The sequence below is a fragment of the Paenibacillus praedii genome, from assembly GCF_049725345.1.
GTDB lineage: Bacteria > Bacillota > Bacilli > Paenibacillales > Paenibacillaceae > Pristimantibacillus.
On sequence record NZ_JBMWAM010000003.1, the window covers coordinates 165,536 to 183,528 of the forward strand.

Sequence of the window (17,993 nt, forward strand, 5' to 3'; positions counted from 1 at the left end):
ACCGGCTTTTACATGAATTATTCTAAAACATAAACCTTAACATTCTGAATTCCAAAGGACATTGCTTGGCTTGTCGTGCCCGGCACAAATAAATCGATGCGATTGCCTTTAATAGAGCCGCCAATATCTGTCGCTGTTGCAACCATCCCGCCTACCGGCAAGCCTCTATAATCATAGCCCGTCACATATACTTTCGAATTGAGTGGAATCATGTTCGGATCAACCGCTATTGTTCCTACTGCCAGCTTGTTGCCGAAATAATCAAGCCCTGCCCATCCGCTATTCTCCGATGCCGCTGCTGTATAAGCCGTTGCCTTTACGTCCATCGCCTTAGAGTAAGCGTATTCTTTTCCATCAATAGCTTTAACCATTGGTTCAGATTTGCTGGAAAAGGCTTGCATGGTGTTTGATGGCTTGGCTGCTGCTTCACTTTCTGAAACAGGAATCGTAAGCTTTAATCCTTTATATACATTAAGCGGGTCAATCGTTGGATTTGCTTGAAGCAAAGTATTTAAATTTACATTATATTGCTTCGATAGCTTCCAGAATGTATCATTGTCTGATGCTGTATGTGTCTTTGAAGCTGCGCTCGCGGTTCCTGCCGCCAGCATAACAGACAAGCCGATTACGGCTGCCGCTAAAGTGCTCTTTCTAATCATGGGGGTTGTCCTCCTGTGCGCTTCTGAAGTTTCGCAACTTCAGCCGCGTTATTAAAAAACGTTAAGGGCATCCTGCGCCCTTAACGTTCAGTCAGTCATTCATACCAAAGGTATTTATTAACCGATAAACATTTGAACCCATTCGCCGTTTACATAGCCTACGCCGATTTTTGTGAAGTTTTTGTTTAGAATGTTTGCTTTGTGACCCGGACTATTCATCCATGCATTCATAACTTCCTGTGGTGTTCTTTGGCCAGATGCAATATTCTCGCCGGCATAGGAATAAGTTACGCCGTAAGAACGCATCATATCAAAAGGCGATCCGTAAGTCGGAGAAGTATGGCTAAAGTAGTTGTTGACATCCATATCTCTTGCTTTCTCTGTTGCTACTTTTACAAGCAGAGAATCGCTTTTCAGTGCAGATAAACCGGCTTTAGCACGCTCTTGGTTAACAAGATCGATGACCTGAGACTGGTATGCGCTCATATTAGAAGCACCAGTGCTTGGCTTCGTTGTTGTGCCTGTGCTTGGCTTTGTTGTTGTGCCTGTGCTTGGTTTTGTCACTGTCCCTGTGCTTGGCTTCGTTGTTGTGCCTGTGCTTGGTTTTGTTACTGCGCCAGTGTTGCCTGTTGAACCGCCCATTGCTGGGAATTGAATAGTACCGCCATTAAACGAAATTTTGCTAAGATCAATGCGGTATTGGTTTGCGATATTGTTAAGCATATTTTGATCAATCGTACAATTTTGAGGGATGGAGTACGTTTTCACAGCTGGTGCTGCACCTGCCGATGTTGGAGCCGTGAGGCCCGCGCCGATGACCGTTGCTGCGATTATGCTAGCGACACCTACTCGTATTGGTTGCATCTTCATGATTACTTCCTCCTAATAAAATAAGTTTTTTATACAAAACGTCTTGCGTTCTCGACTGCCAATCTACCAGCGCATCCGTTTTGTTTGCGCGTCGTTCTTCCCGACGCCACTTATCTTATCATGGGATTTTGGAGGATTCATGACACAAAAACTGGTAATCTATCAATTGTAGCCCTTAACTCCGCATCATTACTGCTTTATGAGAATATGCTCATCATGATAGAGTGCCGTAATTTACAATTGACCGCTAGCTTTGCGCAGTTCGTTCGCTAAGCGGTGAATTTCATCTCTTTCCGCTTTGGTAGTTGCTGCGAACCATGCAGGCGATAGCCAAGTAGCAATGATTTTGTTCGCATCCTCTATACTCATTTCTGAACTCCTCCAATCCTGTACGAGTTGGACAAAAGAAGCCTTGCTCACTCCTGAGCCTGGACAGGTTTTTGTCGGATTCATTTCCCGATGAAATTTGATTTGCGAATCCGGCAAGTTCCATAGCTTTAAAATGGCGCTCGTAAGCTTGACCGCTGTCGCCAGCTGCGCCCCCTCCAGCTTCTCGGCGCCGGTATCAAAATTACCGATCATTTCGAACATGAATGGATGAATGCCATCCCGATCAGAATCGTTAAAGCCTACCGCAGAAGCCGGAGCCACTAGCAATGAACGTCCCTCCCAAATGTAGCCGTCAGGATCAACCGTAGCATGCTGTGCAATATCGCCCCAGTTATTCGTAATCTCGTGAAAGCGCCACATCGCTTGAATAATTCTCATCTTGTCTGCTGCTTTACGATAATCGGCAATCGTCGGTTTCCATGTACCATGTACGTGAACCTGTGAAAATTTCACCCTTGAAACAAAAGTTTTTAAATATTCAACATACTCCGCATACGTAAATCTACGGAAGCTTTGGCGTTCAACAGCCATCATGCATCGCTCCATTCCTGTAAACATTTATACATCCTATGCTATCATTGTAGAAATCGAAACGGCTGTAAGAAACAAAGGAGGACTTTCTCCCGCACGTTATGTAACCCGTGCTGGATAAAGCCCTCCTATCTCAAGCCTATCTGATCCAAGCTTCTACAAAAAATAATACCTCCGACAAATCGGATCATATCCGCTTGTCAGAGGTATCGTTAAGCTTGAATTATTAGTTTACGCTGATGAATTTGCCAGTTGCTTGCGATTCAAATGCGGACAAAATAACCTTCAAGGATGCGCGGCCGTCTTCTCCAGTTACAGCAGGAGTGGTGTTCGTCACGATGCTCTCAATGAATGCATCAATAACGCCGCTTGTCTCTTGCTTGTCGTTAGTGGAGATTGCGCCCACCTTGTGCTTTTCAACTGTACCATTACGCAATTCAACGATAACTTGATCGTCATGGTGCGTACCGATTTTCATGACGCCGTTCTCGCACCATAGAATCGTACTGTTGTCTTCGCCTTTGTAGTATGTCCAGCTTGCTACAAGCGTGCCGATAGCGCCGCTCTTCATGCGAAGCAAGCAGGAGGCGTTGTCATCAACGTCAGTATCTTTGTCAATCGTGCCAACGAAGCCCGCTACTTCGGAAACCTCATCGTCAAGCATCCAACGGATAAGATCCGATTTGTGAACGCCAAGGTCGCCCATTGCGCCCATGATTGCTTCTGGCTTGCGGAAGAACCAGCTGCTTGCTCCATCTACACTCCATGCATCTGGTCCAGGGTGGCCGAAGGAAGTGCGGAATGTCAATACTTTGCCAAGCACGCCCGATTGCAGAATTTGCTTTGCTTTCACATGCGGCGGCATGAAGCGTTGGTTATGGCCAACCATCAAATGAACGCCGTTTTTCTTAGCTGCTTCGATCATCGCTTCAGCTTCTTCGTCTGTAACAGCCATCGGCTTCTCAACTAGTACGTGAGCGCCAGCGTTAGCAGCCGCGACGGACATTGGAGCATGCAGTGCGTTAGGTGTACATACGCTTACTGCGTCCGGTTTAATTTCTTTCAGCATCGTTTCGAAATCAGTAAACGCTTTGCCGCCGTGCGCATTCGCAAAATGCTCAGCCCGTTCGCCGACCGGGTCAACGAAAGCTACAAGCTCAACATTTGGATTTCCTGCATATTCCGGAATATGACGATATTTCGAGATTGAACCGCAACCTACAACTGCAACGCGTACTTTTGACATTTTAATATTCCCCTGCCTCTTCTATTGTTATTATTTGTTCAGATAATTATTTTTCATCCAGGTCATGCTTTCCGCTACAGCTTCAAGCGGCGGATTAGCGCAGACATCCTGTTCAACGATTAACCATTCTACGGATGCCTTTGAAGCAGCATCGATAATAGGCAGCAACGGCAAATCACCGCGGCCAAGCTCAACCGTATCGATTTGCTTACCCTTCTCGCCTGCACGGAAATCCTTCAGATGAAGAAGCGGCAACCGGCCGGCGTACTTCGCGATGTAAGCGAGCGGGTCGACACCGGAGTATTGCACCCAGCCGATATCCATCTCTACTTGCAAATATTGCGGATCGATGCGCTCGTACATTGCATCGAATACGATTTGACCATCGATTTCCACCTCGAATTCAAATTCGTGATTGTGGTAAGCGAATGTGATGCCCGCTTCGCGGAAACGCTTTCCATACTCTTCAAATTTGACGAGATGGCCGCGCCAAGCTTCCGTGTCACGAGCGTCTGCAGGCAGCCAAGGACAAATCGCATATTTCGCTCCAATCGTTTGAAGATACGCAATCTCCTCATCCAAGCGTTCTTCCAGCAAATGCAATCCAATATGGCTGCCGATTGCCTTCAGGTTAAGCTCCTGCAGCAGATCTCTCATGTCCTCTGCCTTGATGTCTCCGTAACCTGCGAATTCAACGCCCTCATAGCCCATTGCAGCAATTTGGCGAAGCGTGCCTTCGAAGTCCGCTGCCGTAGCATCTCGAACTGTGTACAATTGCAATCCAACTGCCATTCGTGTCATGTGAGCCGCACTCCCTTATATTTAGTTATCAATGTATTTAATTTTGCTTTCCGTTAATCATTATATCGATAGTGATAAATGAAAAACAGTTGTTTAATTAGTATTTTCTTATGCGATTTTGGTCAAAGGATGATTTTCTATGGTTAAAAACAGCTGCAGCCCTGTCCTAGCCGATAAATGGCCGCGACAGAGCTGCAAGGCTTGTTATGATATATAGATTGTTAATTTAGTTTGACTGCTCCCAGCGCCAACCTGAATAACATTATTAATCAACTAGGCATGATTACCTTCAACTGAAACGATATCGCCAAGTCCTTTCAAAGCAAAGGAGAACGGCTTACCGCTGCCATCCACCTGTACGCTTATCGTACGGCCCTGACGGCTGGCAGTAACGGTCATCTCTGCTCCCCCCTTCACATCCCGAACGATTGTCGATGCCGATCGCTCATCCTCCAAATGATGGAGCTCCAGCGTAACGCCGTCGGCATAGTCATAATCAGGACGGACATCGTTAGCGCCAAGCGCAATAATCGAGTTCGGGCGAACGAAAAGCGGCAGACTAGCCGGCATACCACTCGCAGGCTGCAGGGTTCGTGAAATCAACCAGCGTCATCCCTGGCGCCAAAGATCCCACTGCCATACCTCGCCGTTTGGCTTTTTGACCAAATAACCATGCTCCTTGCCTTCCATGAACAATCAGGATCGCTGAGCGATATACGGGTTAATCCACACGCAAATTTTGAATCCTTTTTCCTTCAAGCGCGTGAGCATGCCGACAGGGTCAGGGAATACGCGCTCGTCCCATTGGAAATCTGTCTGGAATTCACGCATCCAGAAGCAGTCAAAGTGGAATACGTGCAGCGGCAGATCGCGTTCCGCCATTCCGTCGACGAATGATTATCCGTATATTTGCCTAGTACCTCCATCATGCTCGGGCCGTCAAAAGGTCTCTCCCTTTCACTTCCATTTATTTGCCAGCCTTGCTTCAACCTTGCGCCGCCGCATTAAATAGGTTTCAGACAGCCTCACTCATATATCCTAAACGTAGTACACTCGCACTCCATACTCGTGGTTCATCCGCCAAGGATGCCCTTTGACATGGACTGGGTGGTTAAACGCATCTTCGTATCTATTGGAAGCGATGGTCTTGCCATTCCCGTCCTTAACGATCAGCGAGACACGGTATTTCTTGCTGCCGTCCACTTCAAACGAAAGATCAGTAATATAGGATGAGGAATCGCCGCCGACTTCCACCGTTCGGGTGCCGGATGACACCAGCGCGCGGCTGTCGTCCGTAACTGTCCATTCCACGCTGCAAGTGCCCAGCGGTTGCTCCAGGTCATTCACAAACCATATGCCGACAGGCTTATCTGCGCTTTGTTCCATGAACACGCCCAGCGGCTGATTGCTTTCCGTAAGCGCCTTCAAGCCCATTTTCGGTATGCCCCACCAATCGTAGACACCGTAGAAGCTTTGCGGACACAGGTCGATAAACATAAAGTGCACATATCCGGAACATGGCCGGTATTTCTGGATGCGGTAATGCTCTGTAAAATATTTGATCAACCGGTACTGGTAGTACTGGATGTCATCAATATCGTCGATAATATTCGCCAGCCTTTTATTGACAGGGCCGATCGTTTTCAAATTGGAGGCGCAGCCCGGCGCATCAAAGCCGTATTCCGTATTAAGCTTTTCCGTTGTACCGTAAATGGCCGTGTAGTGAACGTCTGGAGCCTCCAGCGAACCCGTATAGTTATGGCTGTCTCCGCTGGTGAGGTCGTCATCGCAGAAGGAGCCTTTAATTACAGGGCGGCTTGGATCGATTCTTGTTACAGTATCATAAAGCTGCGGTCCCGGGCTAATCTGCATTGCATACCCCTCCGACCGGCCGGCGTTGTCGAAGACGCCCGGTTCGTTCAGGCAAATCCAGTTGATGACAGACGGATGATCGTTCAGCAGATAAACCGTTTGTTCATAGATCTCGATGAAACGCTTCGCCCAATCACTGTCCACCGGATGCGTCCAGTTATACTCCGAATCCTGCATGATGGCAATGCCCACTTCATCGCATAGGTCATAGAAAATGGGCTGCTCCACATGGACATGCACCCGGACCAAATTGAAGCCCGCATTTTTGATAGCCTGCAAATCACGCAGATACCGGTCCTTATGCATGCAGGAGATATAAACTTCTGGAAAATATGACGTTCCCCTGATATACATCTTTTTGCCGTTTACGATGAACGTGGTTTCCTCTTCCGTCCGGATCATCCCGACCTTGCGGAATCCAATGCGCTTGTATGCCGAATAAAGCGGTTTATCATCCTGCACCAATTCGATGTGCAGCTCGTAAAGATTTTGTGCGCCCCGGTCCCAGGTGTTCCACAGCTGAATGGAATCCACATCAAACGATGAGGTTACGCTGCTCTGTCCGGCGGACAAATCCAGCTCCTCACGGAAGGTGCCGACGATTACATTGGATGCCGTATTAATCAACGTGCATACCAGGACTGCCGACTCAGCCTGCTGCTGGTTGATTACCTCTGCGCTGACCTTAATCGTGGCGGCGGTCAGATCATCCGCCAGCTCATAGCTCACGAGCGGTGCGCCAGCAAAGCGGATTCCGTCATACAATTCAAGGCTGACCGATCCGTAGATGCCAACCGGGTTGACGTCCCGTGCAATCAAGGTATCATCATGCTCGTAAGTGCCTTTGGTCAGATCGCGTTTGATGTTAAACGTGCGGCGGTTAAAGTCATTAAGATGAACATCCTTATCCCAAGGCGACCAGACCTTTACAATTACGCTGTTCTTGTCGCCTTTGCGGATCAGGTTGCTGACATCGAATTCGAAAGGAATCGAATAACCCTCATGCTCCCCGATGTATTCGCCGTTAAACCACACCTTGCAGAAATAATCCACGTTGGTGAACTTCAATACGCCGTGATGACTGCCGTCCGCCGGAATGTCGAATTCATTTTTGTACCACCATGGGGCCTGGTTGAAGTAGCGCAGCTCTCGCCCGAAATACGGTTTATCCGACAACAGCACCTGAAGATGCTTCAGCTCGTCAATCGGCTCCCATTCGGACATTTGGTGGCCGATGGCCACGTAATCGAAACCGTCCTTGTAAATCTCCAGATGCTCACCGGTATCATGCACATCCTGCAAAATATGCCAATTCTTTTTCAAGTCCAAATTCATGTCGGTTTCCTCCATTGGTTATGGGATAAATGGCAGCGTAATTTACACTAATGATACTAGCGGGCTATTTTACCGCACCTGACGCCATGCCTTCGATAACATTTTTGTTCAAAATAAAATAGAGAATGAGCGTCGGCATAATCGTTATAGTGATAGCCGCGTAAGTCGCTCCCCAATCTGTAAAGCCATAAAGGCCTACGAAATCATTCAAGCCCAGCGGCAGTGTTTTCATATCGGATGAAGTCATAAATGTGTTGGCAAAGATGAATTCATTCCAGATAAAAATGAAATTAAATGTAATGATCGTAATGGTCGTGTTTTTGGACATCGGCAAAATGATTTTGGTAAATATCTTGAACGAGCCGGCCCCGTCCAGATAAGCCGATTCCATCAGCGAGTTGGGAACATAACGCATAAATCCGGTGTATAAATAAATGCATATCGGCAGATTGAAGCCCACCTGCGGCAGGATCAGCGACATATACGTATTCCGCAAGCCGAGCGCATTATACATCTGGAACATCGGCAGCAGAGTTACGAAGATCGGAATCATGATCCCCAGCAGGAAGAAAGTCATGACCTTGCTCCCGGCTTTGAATTTCATTTTCTCAATCGCAAACGCGGCCGGAGCTCCGATGACAATCGTGAACAGCAATGTTAAGGCCGTAACGATAGCGCTGTTGAGGAAATACTTCGGGATCTTGGAGTTTTCCAGCATACTTATATAGTTTCCGAGATATAAACCCGACGGCAGTGAATAGGGCGCATTATTCATAACCTCAGCCTGCGTCTTAAAGCTGGAGATGATTACCCAGAAGATCGGATAGATCTGTGCGATTAGAAACAGTGCCAGGACTATATAAAATATCGAGCGTACGCCTAAATTCAACGGTGCTGTTTTCATATCCTCACACCTCTACATCGACTTTTGAAATCAGTTTACGGATTAACGTTACGATCAACAGACATTCAATGACCAGGAATACCGCGATGGCGCTTCCGTATCCGTAGTTCACCGAGTTAAAGGCCACTTTATACATATAGGTGGATACCAGCTCACTGGAGGCTCCCGGTCCGCCGTTGGTCAAGATATACGGAACATCGAACCCTTTTAACGTACCGCTGACCAGCATGACGACCGTGATGAAGAAAATTCCCTTGATGAGCGGGAAACGCATATAAACGTATTGCTGCCACCAGTTGCAGCCGTCGATCACCGCGGCTTCGATAATGTCATTGTTGATGGCGACAAAGGCGGCATAATAAATGACCATATAGATCGCACAAAATTTATAAGCATCCACCAGGGTCACAATGATCAACGTCAATTTCGGATCGGACAAAAATGCCGCTTGCAAACTCTCCAGGCCTACCGCGCCCAGGAAGGAATTCACGACGCCTTCAGGGTTGATGGACAGCATTTTGGAGAAAATCTGGCTGATAGCCATGGATGAAATCACGCAAGGGATAAAATAGATGACTTTGATAAAATTGCGGAACCGCGTGATGCTAGTCAGGATGACGGCCATCGTCATGCCGACGACGATTTGCACGATGGTCCCCAGAGCGGTAAAGATCAGGTTATTTTTAAATGAAGTAATAAAAATATTGTCCTTAAACATGCGCAAATAATTGTCCAGACCGATGAACCGCTTATCCCCTATGCCATTCCACTCATACAGGCTGTAGGAAAACGACCAGATGATCGGAACAATGACTGTAAATACGAACAGGAGCAGCGCAGGCAAGACGAAAAGCCAAGGTTCATATTTTTTATTGCTTACCACAGGTCTTCCCCCCCTACCTCAAGTCATGGGATTGGGCAGGACGGGAAACGGATTCCCGCTTCCCGCTTCTGCCCTCTACACCTTAAACCTCTGTTACTTAAAATATTTCGGTGCGTTCTGGGCTATGGCATCGTCTATCCGCTTGGCGAACTGTTCCGGTGTGGACACCCCGAGCGCAAGGTTGGTAGTTTCCCTGCCGATCACTTCGTTTGTTTCCGGATCAAGGCGCACGTCCCATACTTTTGTATAGGTTTGAACCTCGGAAATATCCTTAAGCATATCTTTATAGATTTGCGACAGATCATCTTTAATTTCCGGTTGGATCGACGGGATAATGTGATATTTGTAAAGAGCCGTATCGGCGAAATTATCAAACAGGAATTTCAGCCAGTTTTTCATCTCATCGTTGTAAGAATCTTTGGTGATTGCCGTTCCGATACCGGAATTCGCGAAGAAATCGGAAGGCGTCGTTTTGTCGGAAGCGCTATAGGTCGGCATTTTGAAGTAGCCGATATTTTCCTTCAGGTTCATATTCTCATCGATCATGTCTTTAACTTGCCACGTTCCGATGTAGTACATAGCGGTTTTACCGCTCAGGAACAGCTCCAGGGAGGTGTTGTAATCCGCATTGGACCAGCCTTCATTGAAATAGTTTTTGCCCAAAGTCTGAAGGAACTCGGCTGTTTTGATTCCTGGCTCATCGGACATTTTAGCTTCGCCCTTACGCAGTTTATCCAGGTAATCGTTGCCTTCCATACGGAATGGGATAAAGGCCATATATCTCAGCAGCGGCCAGAAATCTTTGCCGTGTACGGAAATCGGTGTAATGTTCTGGCTTTTCAGCTTTTCGGCCACGGCCAGGAACTCGTCGAATGTTTTAGGCTCGGTTACGCCTGCTTTGGTGAACATATCTTTGTTATACCAGAAGTACTCGGCGTTCGCATTCCATGTCATCAGGTACAGGGAACCGTCATCAAGCCGCGGATAATCGATGGAGACCTTAAAGAATTTATCCGTTACGCCCAGCTCATCATAGACGTCGCCGATATTCACAACGAGATCTTTTTTGGCAATGCCTTCGAAGAACGGCTCCGGATCGGCGTCGAACCAGTCAGGCAGCTCGTTGGCCGAAGCGAGGATTTTGATTTTTTGCAGATAGGCCGGACGGTCGGAGATGCTTTCCACTTCCAGCTCGAACCCCGGGTTGATTTTTTTATACTGCTCCGCGAGGTCCATGATCGTCTGAACCGCGCCGTCCGTAAGAAGCTTTGATGTCAGGTAATGGATTTTGAGCGGCTTAGGCCCGTCTGCCGAACCTTCACCTTGTGCATTCCCTTCCGTATTCGCCGGCGCGTTGGCCGAGTTACCGTTATTTCCGCCGCATGCGGAAATAAGTACAGCAAGCATAACGACGCTCAACAAAATCGCATAAAACCGTTTAATCTTCTTCACCTTATAACCCTCCCAAGTAGTACTTTGTTTGTCTTGCGTGTCTTTATTATAAAAGCGCTTCCAACAATTTAATATTTGAAAATCTTTTGAAATTGTTTAAAATTTAAAGACGTTAAGCGCTTCCATTTTGAGAAAAAATCATTTATGATGTCCTAAATATAGAAGAGACGAGGACTAGTCCATGAAAAAATTAAAGCTGTTCCCGTTTCCTGACACCATCAAACAGCGTTTCATTCTGATCTCCATTCTCGTTTCCTTCATACCTATGGTCATGATTTCCATCTACTCAACGTACACGTACAGCAATACTACAAATGATTATGTTTCCAGCGCCAGACAAGATCTTCTGAATTCGATAGACTCCAATTTGAACATTATGTTCGGCGATGTTAAGGATATGGTCAACATTGTCTCCACCCTCGATGTCGTCCAGAATATCAGCGACACCAAAGATCCGAGCAAGTGGGATCTGATGAAGCTGATGGGCAGCTTTACGATCAATAAAGAGTATATTAAAACGATCCTGATCTCGAACCGCAGCACTATGTATTATCTGGACAGAAAAACCATCCAGCTGTTTTCATCGAAATCCGTTATACATACCTACCACCAGGATTTCTTTGAAAAAATAAACGACTGGTTTAAGGATATCGAAGAGAATAACACGACCGGACAGTGGCTGGATGGCAAAAACGTCGGTCTCGACAACAACGAAAATGCCATTTTTTACGGAAGGGCTTTCAAGAACATGAACACGATGGATTATATCGGCATGATTGTAATCGGGATCGATAAAAATATCTTTGAGCGGTTAAACGTCAATATGGATTCCAGCGATTACAGCTTCGCGATTATGAACCAGGACAACATCCTGTACTCTTCCATCCCAGGCCTGTCTGCCGATCCCACCGCTGCGGAGACATTAACTCGTCAGATCAATTCCGGGAAGGTCAACGACAGCTTTCATCTTGGGAGCAACGAATACACCTACAGTGTGAAGACGAATGAAGTCACGAATTGGAAAATCGTAAGTCTGGTCAATACCAACACGCTGCATGCCAAAAATAAATCCGTGATGTTTATAACCGTTACCCTGATCCTGCTGTCCCTGACTTTGACGATCAGTTTCATCATCCTGAGCAGCGAAAAAATCACCCGCCAGATCAAACTGCTGAAGCTCGCCATCGGGAAATTAAGCAAGATGGAGGAGATTGATTTCGAGTTTGACGAGAAGGATGAGGTCGGGATCATCGGGGCCGAATTTCAGAAGGTTGTAAATGAGAACAAAGCGCTGACCTCCAACCTGTACAATGCCATTATCAAGCAAAAAGAGGCGGAGCTGATGGCGCTTCAAGCCCAGATCAATCCGCATTTTTTATATAACACGCTGAACAGCATCTATCTGATGGCTGAGCGGATCGGGGCGAAAAACATTTCGACCATGACCATGAACCTGTCAAAAATATTCAAATTCGCCCTAAACCGCGGCGATTCATTCACCATCATCAAAAATGAAATCAAAAACGTGGAAAGCTACCTGGAAATTCAAAAAATAAGGTATGAAGAGAAAATAAATGTTCATATCGATATCAGGGAAGACATTCTTTACAAAAAAATGATCAAATTCATTATTCAGCCGCTTGTTGAAAATGCGATCTATCATGGACTGGAGCAGAAGGATGAACCCGGAAACATCTACATTCGCGGCTACCTGCAGGACGAAAATATCTTTCTCGTCATCGAGGATGACGGGATTGGCTTTGACAGGGAGTCGGTGATCACGGAAGGCCGGGGGATCGGCATTCGGAATGTCGACGAGCGTATCAAGCTTTATTACGGCGACGGCTACGGCCTGCAGATTGACAGCGTGATAGGAGTCGGCACGAAAATAACCGTGGTTTTGAAAGATATGAAGTAATCCACTACTCTGACTTAGAGGTGAACTGGAGACATGTACAATTTATTTCTAGCGGATGATGAAAAGCTTGTCGTTGAAACTCTGCAGTGTATCATCAATTGGGAAGAACACAATATTAGGCTGTCCGGGACGGCAACGAACGGTAAAGCCGCCTTTGACCAAATCATGAACAGCGACATTCACATTGCCATCGTGGATATCCGGATGCCGGGAATGAGCGGCCTCGAATTAATCGAACGCGTAAAAGAACAGAAGCCCAAAGTAATATTCATTGTCTGCAGCGGCTACAGCGATTTCAGTTACGCGCGGGAGGCCATGAAGCACGGGACGGTCTACTACCTGACCAAACCGGTCGAAATTGACGAGCTGCTGGATGCCGTCAAGATTGCCACGGCCAAGGTCGATGAATTGAACCGGCATTCCGATGCCGATGTCAACCGATTAAAAAGCGAAAAAATGATTGCCGAAGCGCTGCTGTACGGGCAATACTACGAGGAATGCAATTATGAACAATTTTTCGTAGCCACAGCCAATATTGAAGAGCTTCCCGATTGCCTAAACGTGCTGGACAGTATGATAACCGATGTGATGGCCGCTGAAAGATCTATCCACCGGTTGTACAATCAAGACGAGATTATTATGCTGTTCGCGGGGCTTGAGTTCAATACTGTGTCGCACATTCTCCTGCATATTACACAGGAAATTAAAGATAAATTGAATATCGATATCCAGTGGGGAATCGGAGGCAATAAGCCCTACGCCGATAACATTCATCTTTCCTACATCCAGAGCAAAGAAGCTGGCAATCACGCCGTGTTTGTCGGTGAACGAATGTCCACGATCTATGACGTCATCTATACGAAAAATGAGAAGCTGGACATCTCGTATCCCCCGCTCATTGAGGCCTTGACGGCACCGGACGGACGGGAACAGACGAAAGTTTTTATGGATGACTTTATTGAGCGTGCACTGGCCAACAAGATAGGGCCGGATTTGTTGATTTATCACTGCACCGAGATCATTAATTATGTGTCGAACTATTTCAAGCAGCTGTACAGCGTGCCGCCGGAGGAGCTGTATCAGCACAATTACGCCTGCATCAAACAACTGAACCATGTCAAAAGCGCCCGCTCCATGGGGAATGCCACCTACGACTGCCTGGAGAACATGGTCGATTTTCTCAATGACCGGATGAAGGATTATAAAGATAAAATCATCAGCCAGATTAAAGAATACGTGAATGACAATATTCATAAAAGCATATCCGCCGCCGACATCGCTAAAGTGATAAACTTTAATCCGTCCTACATCAGTAACTTTTTCAAGAAAAAAACAGGGGTCACCCTCTCGGATTACATTACGGAGATTAAAATAGAAAAAGCCAAAACGCTCCTGTCCGGAAGCGTTCTTAAAATCAACAAAATCGCCGAAGAAGTCGGGTATGACGACCAGCGGTATTTCTGTCTGGTCTTCAAAAAGCACTCCGGCATCACCCCCTCCCAATTCCGCGACCGGAAGAAGCCGGAAATTTCTTGAACTCAAGGTCAAGGGGGTGTCCTATCAACCTGAAAAGGTCTGAGGACAGCCCCATTGTCATAGCGCCCCTATGCACTGCTCACCCATCACAAGCATCTCGACAATTTGCTTTTTCCGCCCGTATAGTTTTTGCACATAATCAACCGTTGCCTTTATGATTTCTTGTACCGGACGAACACGAATTTTGACATATTGATAATAAAATATATCCGAGTATTTCTTGAAGGTTTAGTTCTGACGAATGGGGTACACACGGTTTCCGAAGCACTCATAGGGTTCGAATTGAAACCAGCTGCCGGTATTCAAAAGAATATTGGCCAAAGGAGAAGCCTGAGACAATCAGCAAATCCGCTCTCTCGATTTCGACAAAAGCCTTTTCCACCGCCTCTTCCGGCAGAGCTTCCCCGAACAATACCACATCCGGTCGGATGAACCTTCCGCACCGGCAGTAGGGTGAGTTCAGCAAATAAACAGAATCATTATACTTATCCTTGCACAAGGTACAGTACAAGTGCTTAATATTTCCGTGAAGCTCGATTACATTTTTGCTGCTTGCCTTTCGATGCAGGTCATCAACGTTCTGAGTAATAACTGCTTTTAATTTCCCCTGCTGTTTCCAGCTCCGCCAGCACATAATGGCCGCGATGGGGCTCACAATGCTTCAATCCTTCCAATAGCATTTCATTTTATTTTGTTTCATAATTGCATTATACTGATTATGAATGAAACTAATCTAACAGAGTCATGCTCATCATTAAAGAGCATAATGGATGCTTATGCCAAACAGCGATCAGGCTTTGAAGCTGCAATTAAAGGACGCTTCTACATCATGCTGGATGAAATTTCAGAGGCAGGACGCTACGTTAATCGCAGCGAAACGAATGCAGGCGACACCACGAAAATCGATAGATTGAAAAAGGCTATTGTGTATATGCAGCAGCACTACAATCGACCCATCCGCATTTCGGAAATAGCCGACCAAATACCGATGAGCGAAGGACAGTTTTGCCGTTTCTTCAAAGTGATGACGAGGTAAACGCCGATTGAGTATTTGAATGCCTATCGGATCAGGAAGGCTGCAGAGCTGTTGCTGCAGCCTGAGCGGAAAATATCGACCGTCGCGCTGGACGTAGGGTTCGATCATATGAGCTACTTTGTTAAAGTATTTCGCAAAACGATGAAATGCACACCATCGCAATTCCGCAGACGGCAGATAGAATCACATGAACGACGCTCATAATTTTCAAATTTTCGCAAAAATAACAGCTTTGTAACCAAATTCTCACGCATTTTTAAGAATTATTTAATATTTGCACGTTACACTAAAAGAAATTCCTAATCGGGATGGAGGTCCATACGATGAGAACACTAATCAACTTTCAAAATAAAACGATACCCGTCTACTTAACCGATACAAATAAACAAGCGGTCGAAAAATTGTCCACCGTACTTAACCGCAAGCTGACCACGGGTAAAAATGCACTGAAAACCTGTATAAAATCATTAATCAGCGTGGAGATCGTAGGAAGCGAAGCAACTCTTCATTCCTACTCCGAACGCGATACGTTGACGATTTCATTGTATTAACGTTTATTCGATTTCAAAACAAAGAGGCCGATCCGAGAGCAGCTTTTGTGCTGCCCGCGGATCGGCCTCTTTGTTTGTTTTGAAACGGTCTGAGACAGTCACCTCTTAATTAACGCTGCGTCCCTCGTTAATGGCTCGAATAACGTCAAGCGGCACCTTAGGCTGACGGTCGTACGTCAGCAATCCGTTAATTTCCTGCTCCACATCGGTAAGCTGCGTGTAGCAATAGCCCTGCACAGCCTTCGACAAACGAATCGGCTTGATGACAGCTTCAAGCTTGGCTATATAGTCCTCATCATTATCCGCTCCGGAATAGCCCCAGCCTTCCCATTCGCTTTTCTTATAAGCGATACCGCCAAATTCGGTTACAAGAATCGGCTGTCCAGCGTAAGCATATCCGCCTACCGACAGCTCGCGATTGGCCGGTCTCGCTGAGATCGCTGCCTCTACCGATCCGTAACGCTGCGTAAGCACATCCTCTCGCCATTCATAATCGTGAATATTGTACAGATCCGTCTCCACCATCTCCCAGCCGTCATTCGATACAACCAGTCTTGTCGGATCAAGTGATTTGGTCAAATAATACATCGAAAGAGCATGCTGCTGCTGCTGTCTATCGATGAGAATATTCGGTACGCCCCAGCTCTCATTAATCGGTACCCACACCACGATGCTCGGATGATTGTAATCACGTTCAACTGCCTCCTGCCACTCTTTCGTAAACCGCCGCACATACTCGTTCGAATATTGATATGCATTAGCCGCTTCGCCCCATACGAGCAATCCAAGCTTATCGCACCAGTACAAATACCGCGGATCCTCGATTTTCTGATGCTTGCGTGCACCGTTGAAGCCCATTTCCTTCGTAAGCTCAACGTCTCTGCGAATCGCGTCATCGCTTGGCGGCGTAAGGTTGCCATCCGGGAAATAGCCTTGATCAAGTACGAGCTTCATTTGGTATGGCCGATTGTTCAAGCAGAGCTTGCCGCCTTCAATCGAAATCTTGCGCATGCCAAAATAGCTCGTTACCTCATCAATAGGCTGTCCATCCTGCACGACTGTAAATTGAACATCATATAAGCTTGGATTCTCAGGCGACCACCAGCGGCCTAGTCCATGATCGTTAAAATCCTGCAGACCGATCACCCGGCGCTCCTGGCTTGAGTTTACCGTATACGTATCTGACGCAACAGCTTCTCCCTCAAAGGTCACATCAACCTTTAATTGTATGCTCGAGTTTGTCACATCGCCTTTCAAATAGGCCTCAATCTCAATTTGATTCGTATCCAAATGCGGCGTAAACCTCACCTTATTCAAATAAACGGATACAACCGCCTCCATCCAAACCGTTTGCCAAATGCCTGTCGTGCGCGTATAAAAGATGCTAGCCGAGTCATGAAGCCAGTACTGCTTGCCGCGTGGCAGCGTCACGTCGCGACTGTAATCGACCGCTTTGACAACGATTGTATTCTCGCCGCCGCTGTTAAGCGCTTCCGTTACGTCAGCATAGAACGGTGTATGCCCGCCTTCATGATAGACGACCTGGTGTCCGTTAACCCATACCGTCGCCTCATAATCAACAGCGCCAAAATGTAGCAGAACACGCTTATTCTCGAAATCCTTTGGGAGCTTCATTTGCTTCCTATACCATACGATATCGTGAAAATCCGGATCAGCAATACCGCTCAGCTTGCTTTGGAAAGCAAATGGCACTTGAATTCTTTTGGTCAATGCCGTTCCGCCATGCTGCCATCCCAGGCGCTGACCGGCATTAGCATCATCAAATTCAAATTCCCATTCTCCGTTAAGATTTAACCACGATGTGCGGGCATGCTGCGGTCTTGGATAATCCTCTCTTATCGGTGTTGTCATTTGTACAGCTCCTTTTGATTAATTTAAAAGTTAATTTATAATTAAAAAGTATATCATTAAACCATATCGTAATAGATCTTAAATCAATAGTCAACTTTAAAGTTGTTTAATTAACTTTTTGGTTATATAATAGATAA

Annotated in this window: 17 protein-coding genes and 1 pseudogene; 5 read left to right on the top strand and 13 right to left on the bottom strand. The window is 46.5% G+C overall.

Features of this window, described 5'->3' with window-relative positions:
• Positions 1–17: 17 nt before the first annotated feature.
• The 11 genes and pseudogenes from ACO9K6_RS04895 to ACO9K6_RS04945 form a co-directional block, all read right to left on the bottom strand.
• Positions 18–659 (bottom strand): 3D domain-containing protein, encoded by a 642-nt coding sequence (locus ACO9K6_RS04895; protein ID WP_424766423.1) that lies wholly within the window; start codon positions 657–659, stop codon positions 18–20.
• Between the two features lie 117 nt (positions 660–776).
• Complete coding sequence (locus ACO9K6_RS04900) at positions 777–1,529, bottom strand: CAP domain-containing protein (protein ID WP_424766424.1); 753 nt, start codon at positions 1,527–1,529, stop codon at positions 777–779.
• Positions 1,530–1,763: 234 nt separating this feature from the next.
• Positions 1,764–2,477, bottom strand: a complete 714-nt coding sequence (locus ACO9K6_RS04905) for a peptidoglycan recognition protein family protein (RefSeq protein ID WP_424766425.1) — start codon at positions 2,475–2,477, stop codon at positions 1,764–1,766.
• A gap of 199 nt (positions 2,478–2,676) precedes the next feature.
• Positions 2,677–3,696 (bottom strand): Gfo/Idh/MocA family protein, encoded by a 1,020-nt coding sequence (locus ACO9K6_RS04910; protein ID WP_424766426.1) that lies wholly within the window; start codon positions 3,694–3,696, stop codon positions 2,677–2,679.
• A gap of 30 nt (positions 3,697–3,726) precedes the next feature.
• On the bottom strand, positions 3,727–4,497 hold the full coding sequence (locus ACO9K6_RS04915; protein WP_424766427.1) for a sugar phosphate isomerase/epimerase family protein: 771 nt from the start codon (positions 4,495–4,497) through the stop codon (positions 3,727–3,729).
• A 273-nt stretch (positions 4,498–4,770) separates the two neighbouring features.
• Positions 4,771–5,100, bottom strand: coding sequence for a hypothetical protein (locus tag ACO9K6_RS04920; protein WP_424766428.1), 330 nt, complete (start codon positions 5,098–5,100; stop codon positions 4,771–4,773).
• Positions 5,060–5,394: pseudogene (locus ACO9K6_RS04925) on the bottom strand (TIM-barrel domain-containing protein); the annotation flags it as partial. The gene ACO9K6_RS04920 and the pseudogene ACO9K6_RS04925, both read right to left, overlap by 41 nt.
• Positions 5,395–5,535: 141 nt before the next feature.
• Positions 5,536–7,704, bottom strand: coding sequence for a glycoside hydrolase family 2 protein (locus ACO9K6_RS04930; protein ID WP_424766429.1), 2,169 nt, complete (start codon positions 7,702–7,704; stop codon positions 5,536–5,538).
• A 64-nt stretch (positions 7,705–7,768) separates the two neighbouring features.
• The gene (locus ACO9K6_RS04935; RefSeq protein WP_424766430.1) at positions 7,769–8,608 is read right to left on the bottom strand and encodes a carbohydrate ABC transporter permease; all 840 of its coding nucleotides are present in this window, start codon (positions 8,606–8,608) and stop codon (positions 7,769–7,771) included.
• A 4-nt stretch (positions 8,609–8,612) separates the two neighbouring features.
• Positions 8,613–9,491: a carbohydrate ABC transporter permease gene (locus ACO9K6_RS04940; protein ID WP_424766431.1), complete on the bottom strand. Its 879-nt coding sequence runs from the start codon at positions 9,489–9,491 to the stop codon at positions 8,613–8,615.
• Between the two features lie 93 nt (positions 9,492–9,584).
• Entirely contained in the window at positions 9,585–10,943 is a 1,359-nt protein-coding gene (locus ACO9K6_RS04945; RefSeq protein ID WP_424766432.1) for an ABC transporter substrate-binding protein, read from the bottom strand.
• A gap of 181 nt (positions 10,944–11,124) precedes the next feature.
• On the opposite strand from ACO9K6_RS04945, the gene ACO9K6_RS04950 reads away from it, so the two are divergent.
• Together ACO9K6_RS04950 and ACO9K6_RS04955 are read left to right on the top strand one after the other, a co-directional pair.
• On the top strand, positions 11,125–12,861 hold the full coding sequence (locus tag ACO9K6_RS04950; protein ID WP_424766433.1) for a cache domain-containing sensor histidine kinase: 1,737 nt from the start codon (positions 11,125–11,127) through the stop codon (positions 12,859–12,861).
• Positions 12,862–12,894: 33 nt separating this feature from the next.
• On the top strand, positions 12,895–14,397 hold the full coding sequence (locus ACO9K6_RS04955; protein WP_424766434.1) for a response regulator transcription factor: 1,503 nt from the start codon (positions 12,895–12,897) through the stop codon (positions 14,395–14,397).
• A gap of 268 nt (positions 14,398–14,665) precedes the next feature.
• Here ACO9K6_RS04955 and ACO9K6_RS04960 read toward each other — a convergent pair whose 3' ends face one another.
• Positions 14,666–15,052: a Sir2 family NAD-dependent protein deacetylase gene (locus ACO9K6_RS04960; protein WP_424766435.1), complete on the bottom strand. Its 387-nt coding sequence runs from the start codon at positions 15,050–15,052 to the stop codon at positions 14,666–14,668.
• 174 nt (positions 15,053–15,226) lie between these two features.
• Here ACO9K6_RS04960 and ACO9K6_RS04965 point away from each other — a divergent pair, with 174 nt between their 5' ends.
• The 3 genes from ACO9K6_RS04965 to ACO9K6_RS04975 all read left to right on the top strand — a co-directional run bounded on the left by ACO9K6_RS04965 (position 15,227) and on the right by ACO9K6_RS04975 (position 15,984).
• Positions 15,227–15,433 (top strand): hypothetical protein, encoded by a 207-nt coding sequence (locus ACO9K6_RS04965; protein WP_424766436.1) that lies wholly within the window; start codon positions 15,227–15,229, stop codon positions 15,431–15,433.
• 6 nt (positions 15,434–15,439) lie between these two features.
• On the top strand, positions 15,440–15,637 hold the full coding sequence (locus tag ACO9K6_RS04970) for a helix-turn-helix transcriptional regulator (RefSeq protein ID WP_424766501.1): 198 nt from the start codon (positions 15,440–15,442) through the stop codon (positions 15,635–15,637).
• A gap of 119 nt (positions 15,638–15,756) precedes the next feature.
• Positions 15,757–15,984: a 3-dehydroquinate dehydratase gene (locus ACO9K6_RS04975; RefSeq protein ID WP_424766437.1), complete on the top strand. Its 228-nt coding sequence runs from the start codon at positions 15,757–15,759 to the stop codon at positions 15,982–15,984.
• A gap of 105 nt (positions 15,985–16,089) precedes the next feature.
• On the opposite strand, the gene ACO9K6_RS04980 is transcribed toward ACO9K6_RS04975, so the two are convergent.
• A complete protein-coding gene (locus ACO9K6_RS04980) occupies positions 16,090–17,856 on the bottom strand; it encodes a glycoside hydrolase family 2 protein (protein ID WP_424766438.1) in 1,767 nt (588 codons plus the stop codon).
• Between the last annotated feature and the right edge of the window lie 137 nt (positions 17,857–17,993).

Bases quoted from the DNA above. Each gene is read 5' to 3' on its own strand.
- ACO9K6_RS04895 (WP_424766423.1), bottom strand. From the start codon at position 659: ATGATTAGAAAGAGCACTTTAGCGGCAGCCGTAATCGGCTTGTCTGTT.
- ACO9K6_RS04900 (WP_424766424.1), bottom strand. From the start codon at position 1,529: ATGAAGATGCAACCAATACGAGTAGGTGTCGCTAGCATAATCGCAGCA.
- ACO9K6_RS04905 (WP_424766425.1), bottom strand. From the start codon at position 2,477: ATGTTTACAGGAATGGAGCGATGCATGATGGCTGTTGAACGCCAAAGC.
- ACO9K6_RS04910 (WP_424766426.1), bottom strand. From the start codon at position 3,696: ATGTCAAAAGTACGCGTTGCAGTTGTAGGTTGCGGTTCAATCTCGAAA.
- ACO9K6_RS04915 (WP_424766427.1), bottom strand. From the start codon at position 4,497: ATGACACGAATGGCAGTTGGATTGCAATTGTACACAGTTCGAGATGCT.
- ACO9K6_RS04930 (WP_424766429.1), bottom strand. From the start codon at position 7,704: ATGAATTTGGACTTGAAAAAGAATTGGCATATTTTGCAGGATGTGCAT.
- ACO9K6_RS04935 (WP_424766430.1), bottom strand. From the start codon at position 8,608: ATGAAAACAGCACCGTTGAATTTAGGCGTACGCTCGATATTTTATATA.
- ACO9K6_RS04950 (WP_424766433.1), top strand. From the start codon at position 11,125: ATGAAAAAATTAAAGCTGTTCCCGTTTCCTGACACCATCAAACAGCGT.
- ACO9K6_RS04955 (WP_424766434.1), top strand. From the start codon at position 12,895: ATGTACAATTTATTTCTAGCGGATGATGAAAAGCTTGTCGTTGAAACT.
- ACO9K6_RS04965 (WP_424766436.1), top strand. From the start codon at position 15,227: ATGCTGGATGAAATTTCAGAGGCAGGACGCTACGTTAATCGCAGCGAA.
- ACO9K6_RS04975 (WP_424766437.1), top strand. From the start codon at position 15,757: ATGAGAACACTAATCAACTTTCAAAATAAAACGATACCCGTCTACTTA.
- ACO9K6_RS04980 (WP_424766438.1), bottom strand. From the start codon at position 17,856: ATGACAACACCGATAAGAGAGGATTATCCAAGACCGCAGCATGCCCGC.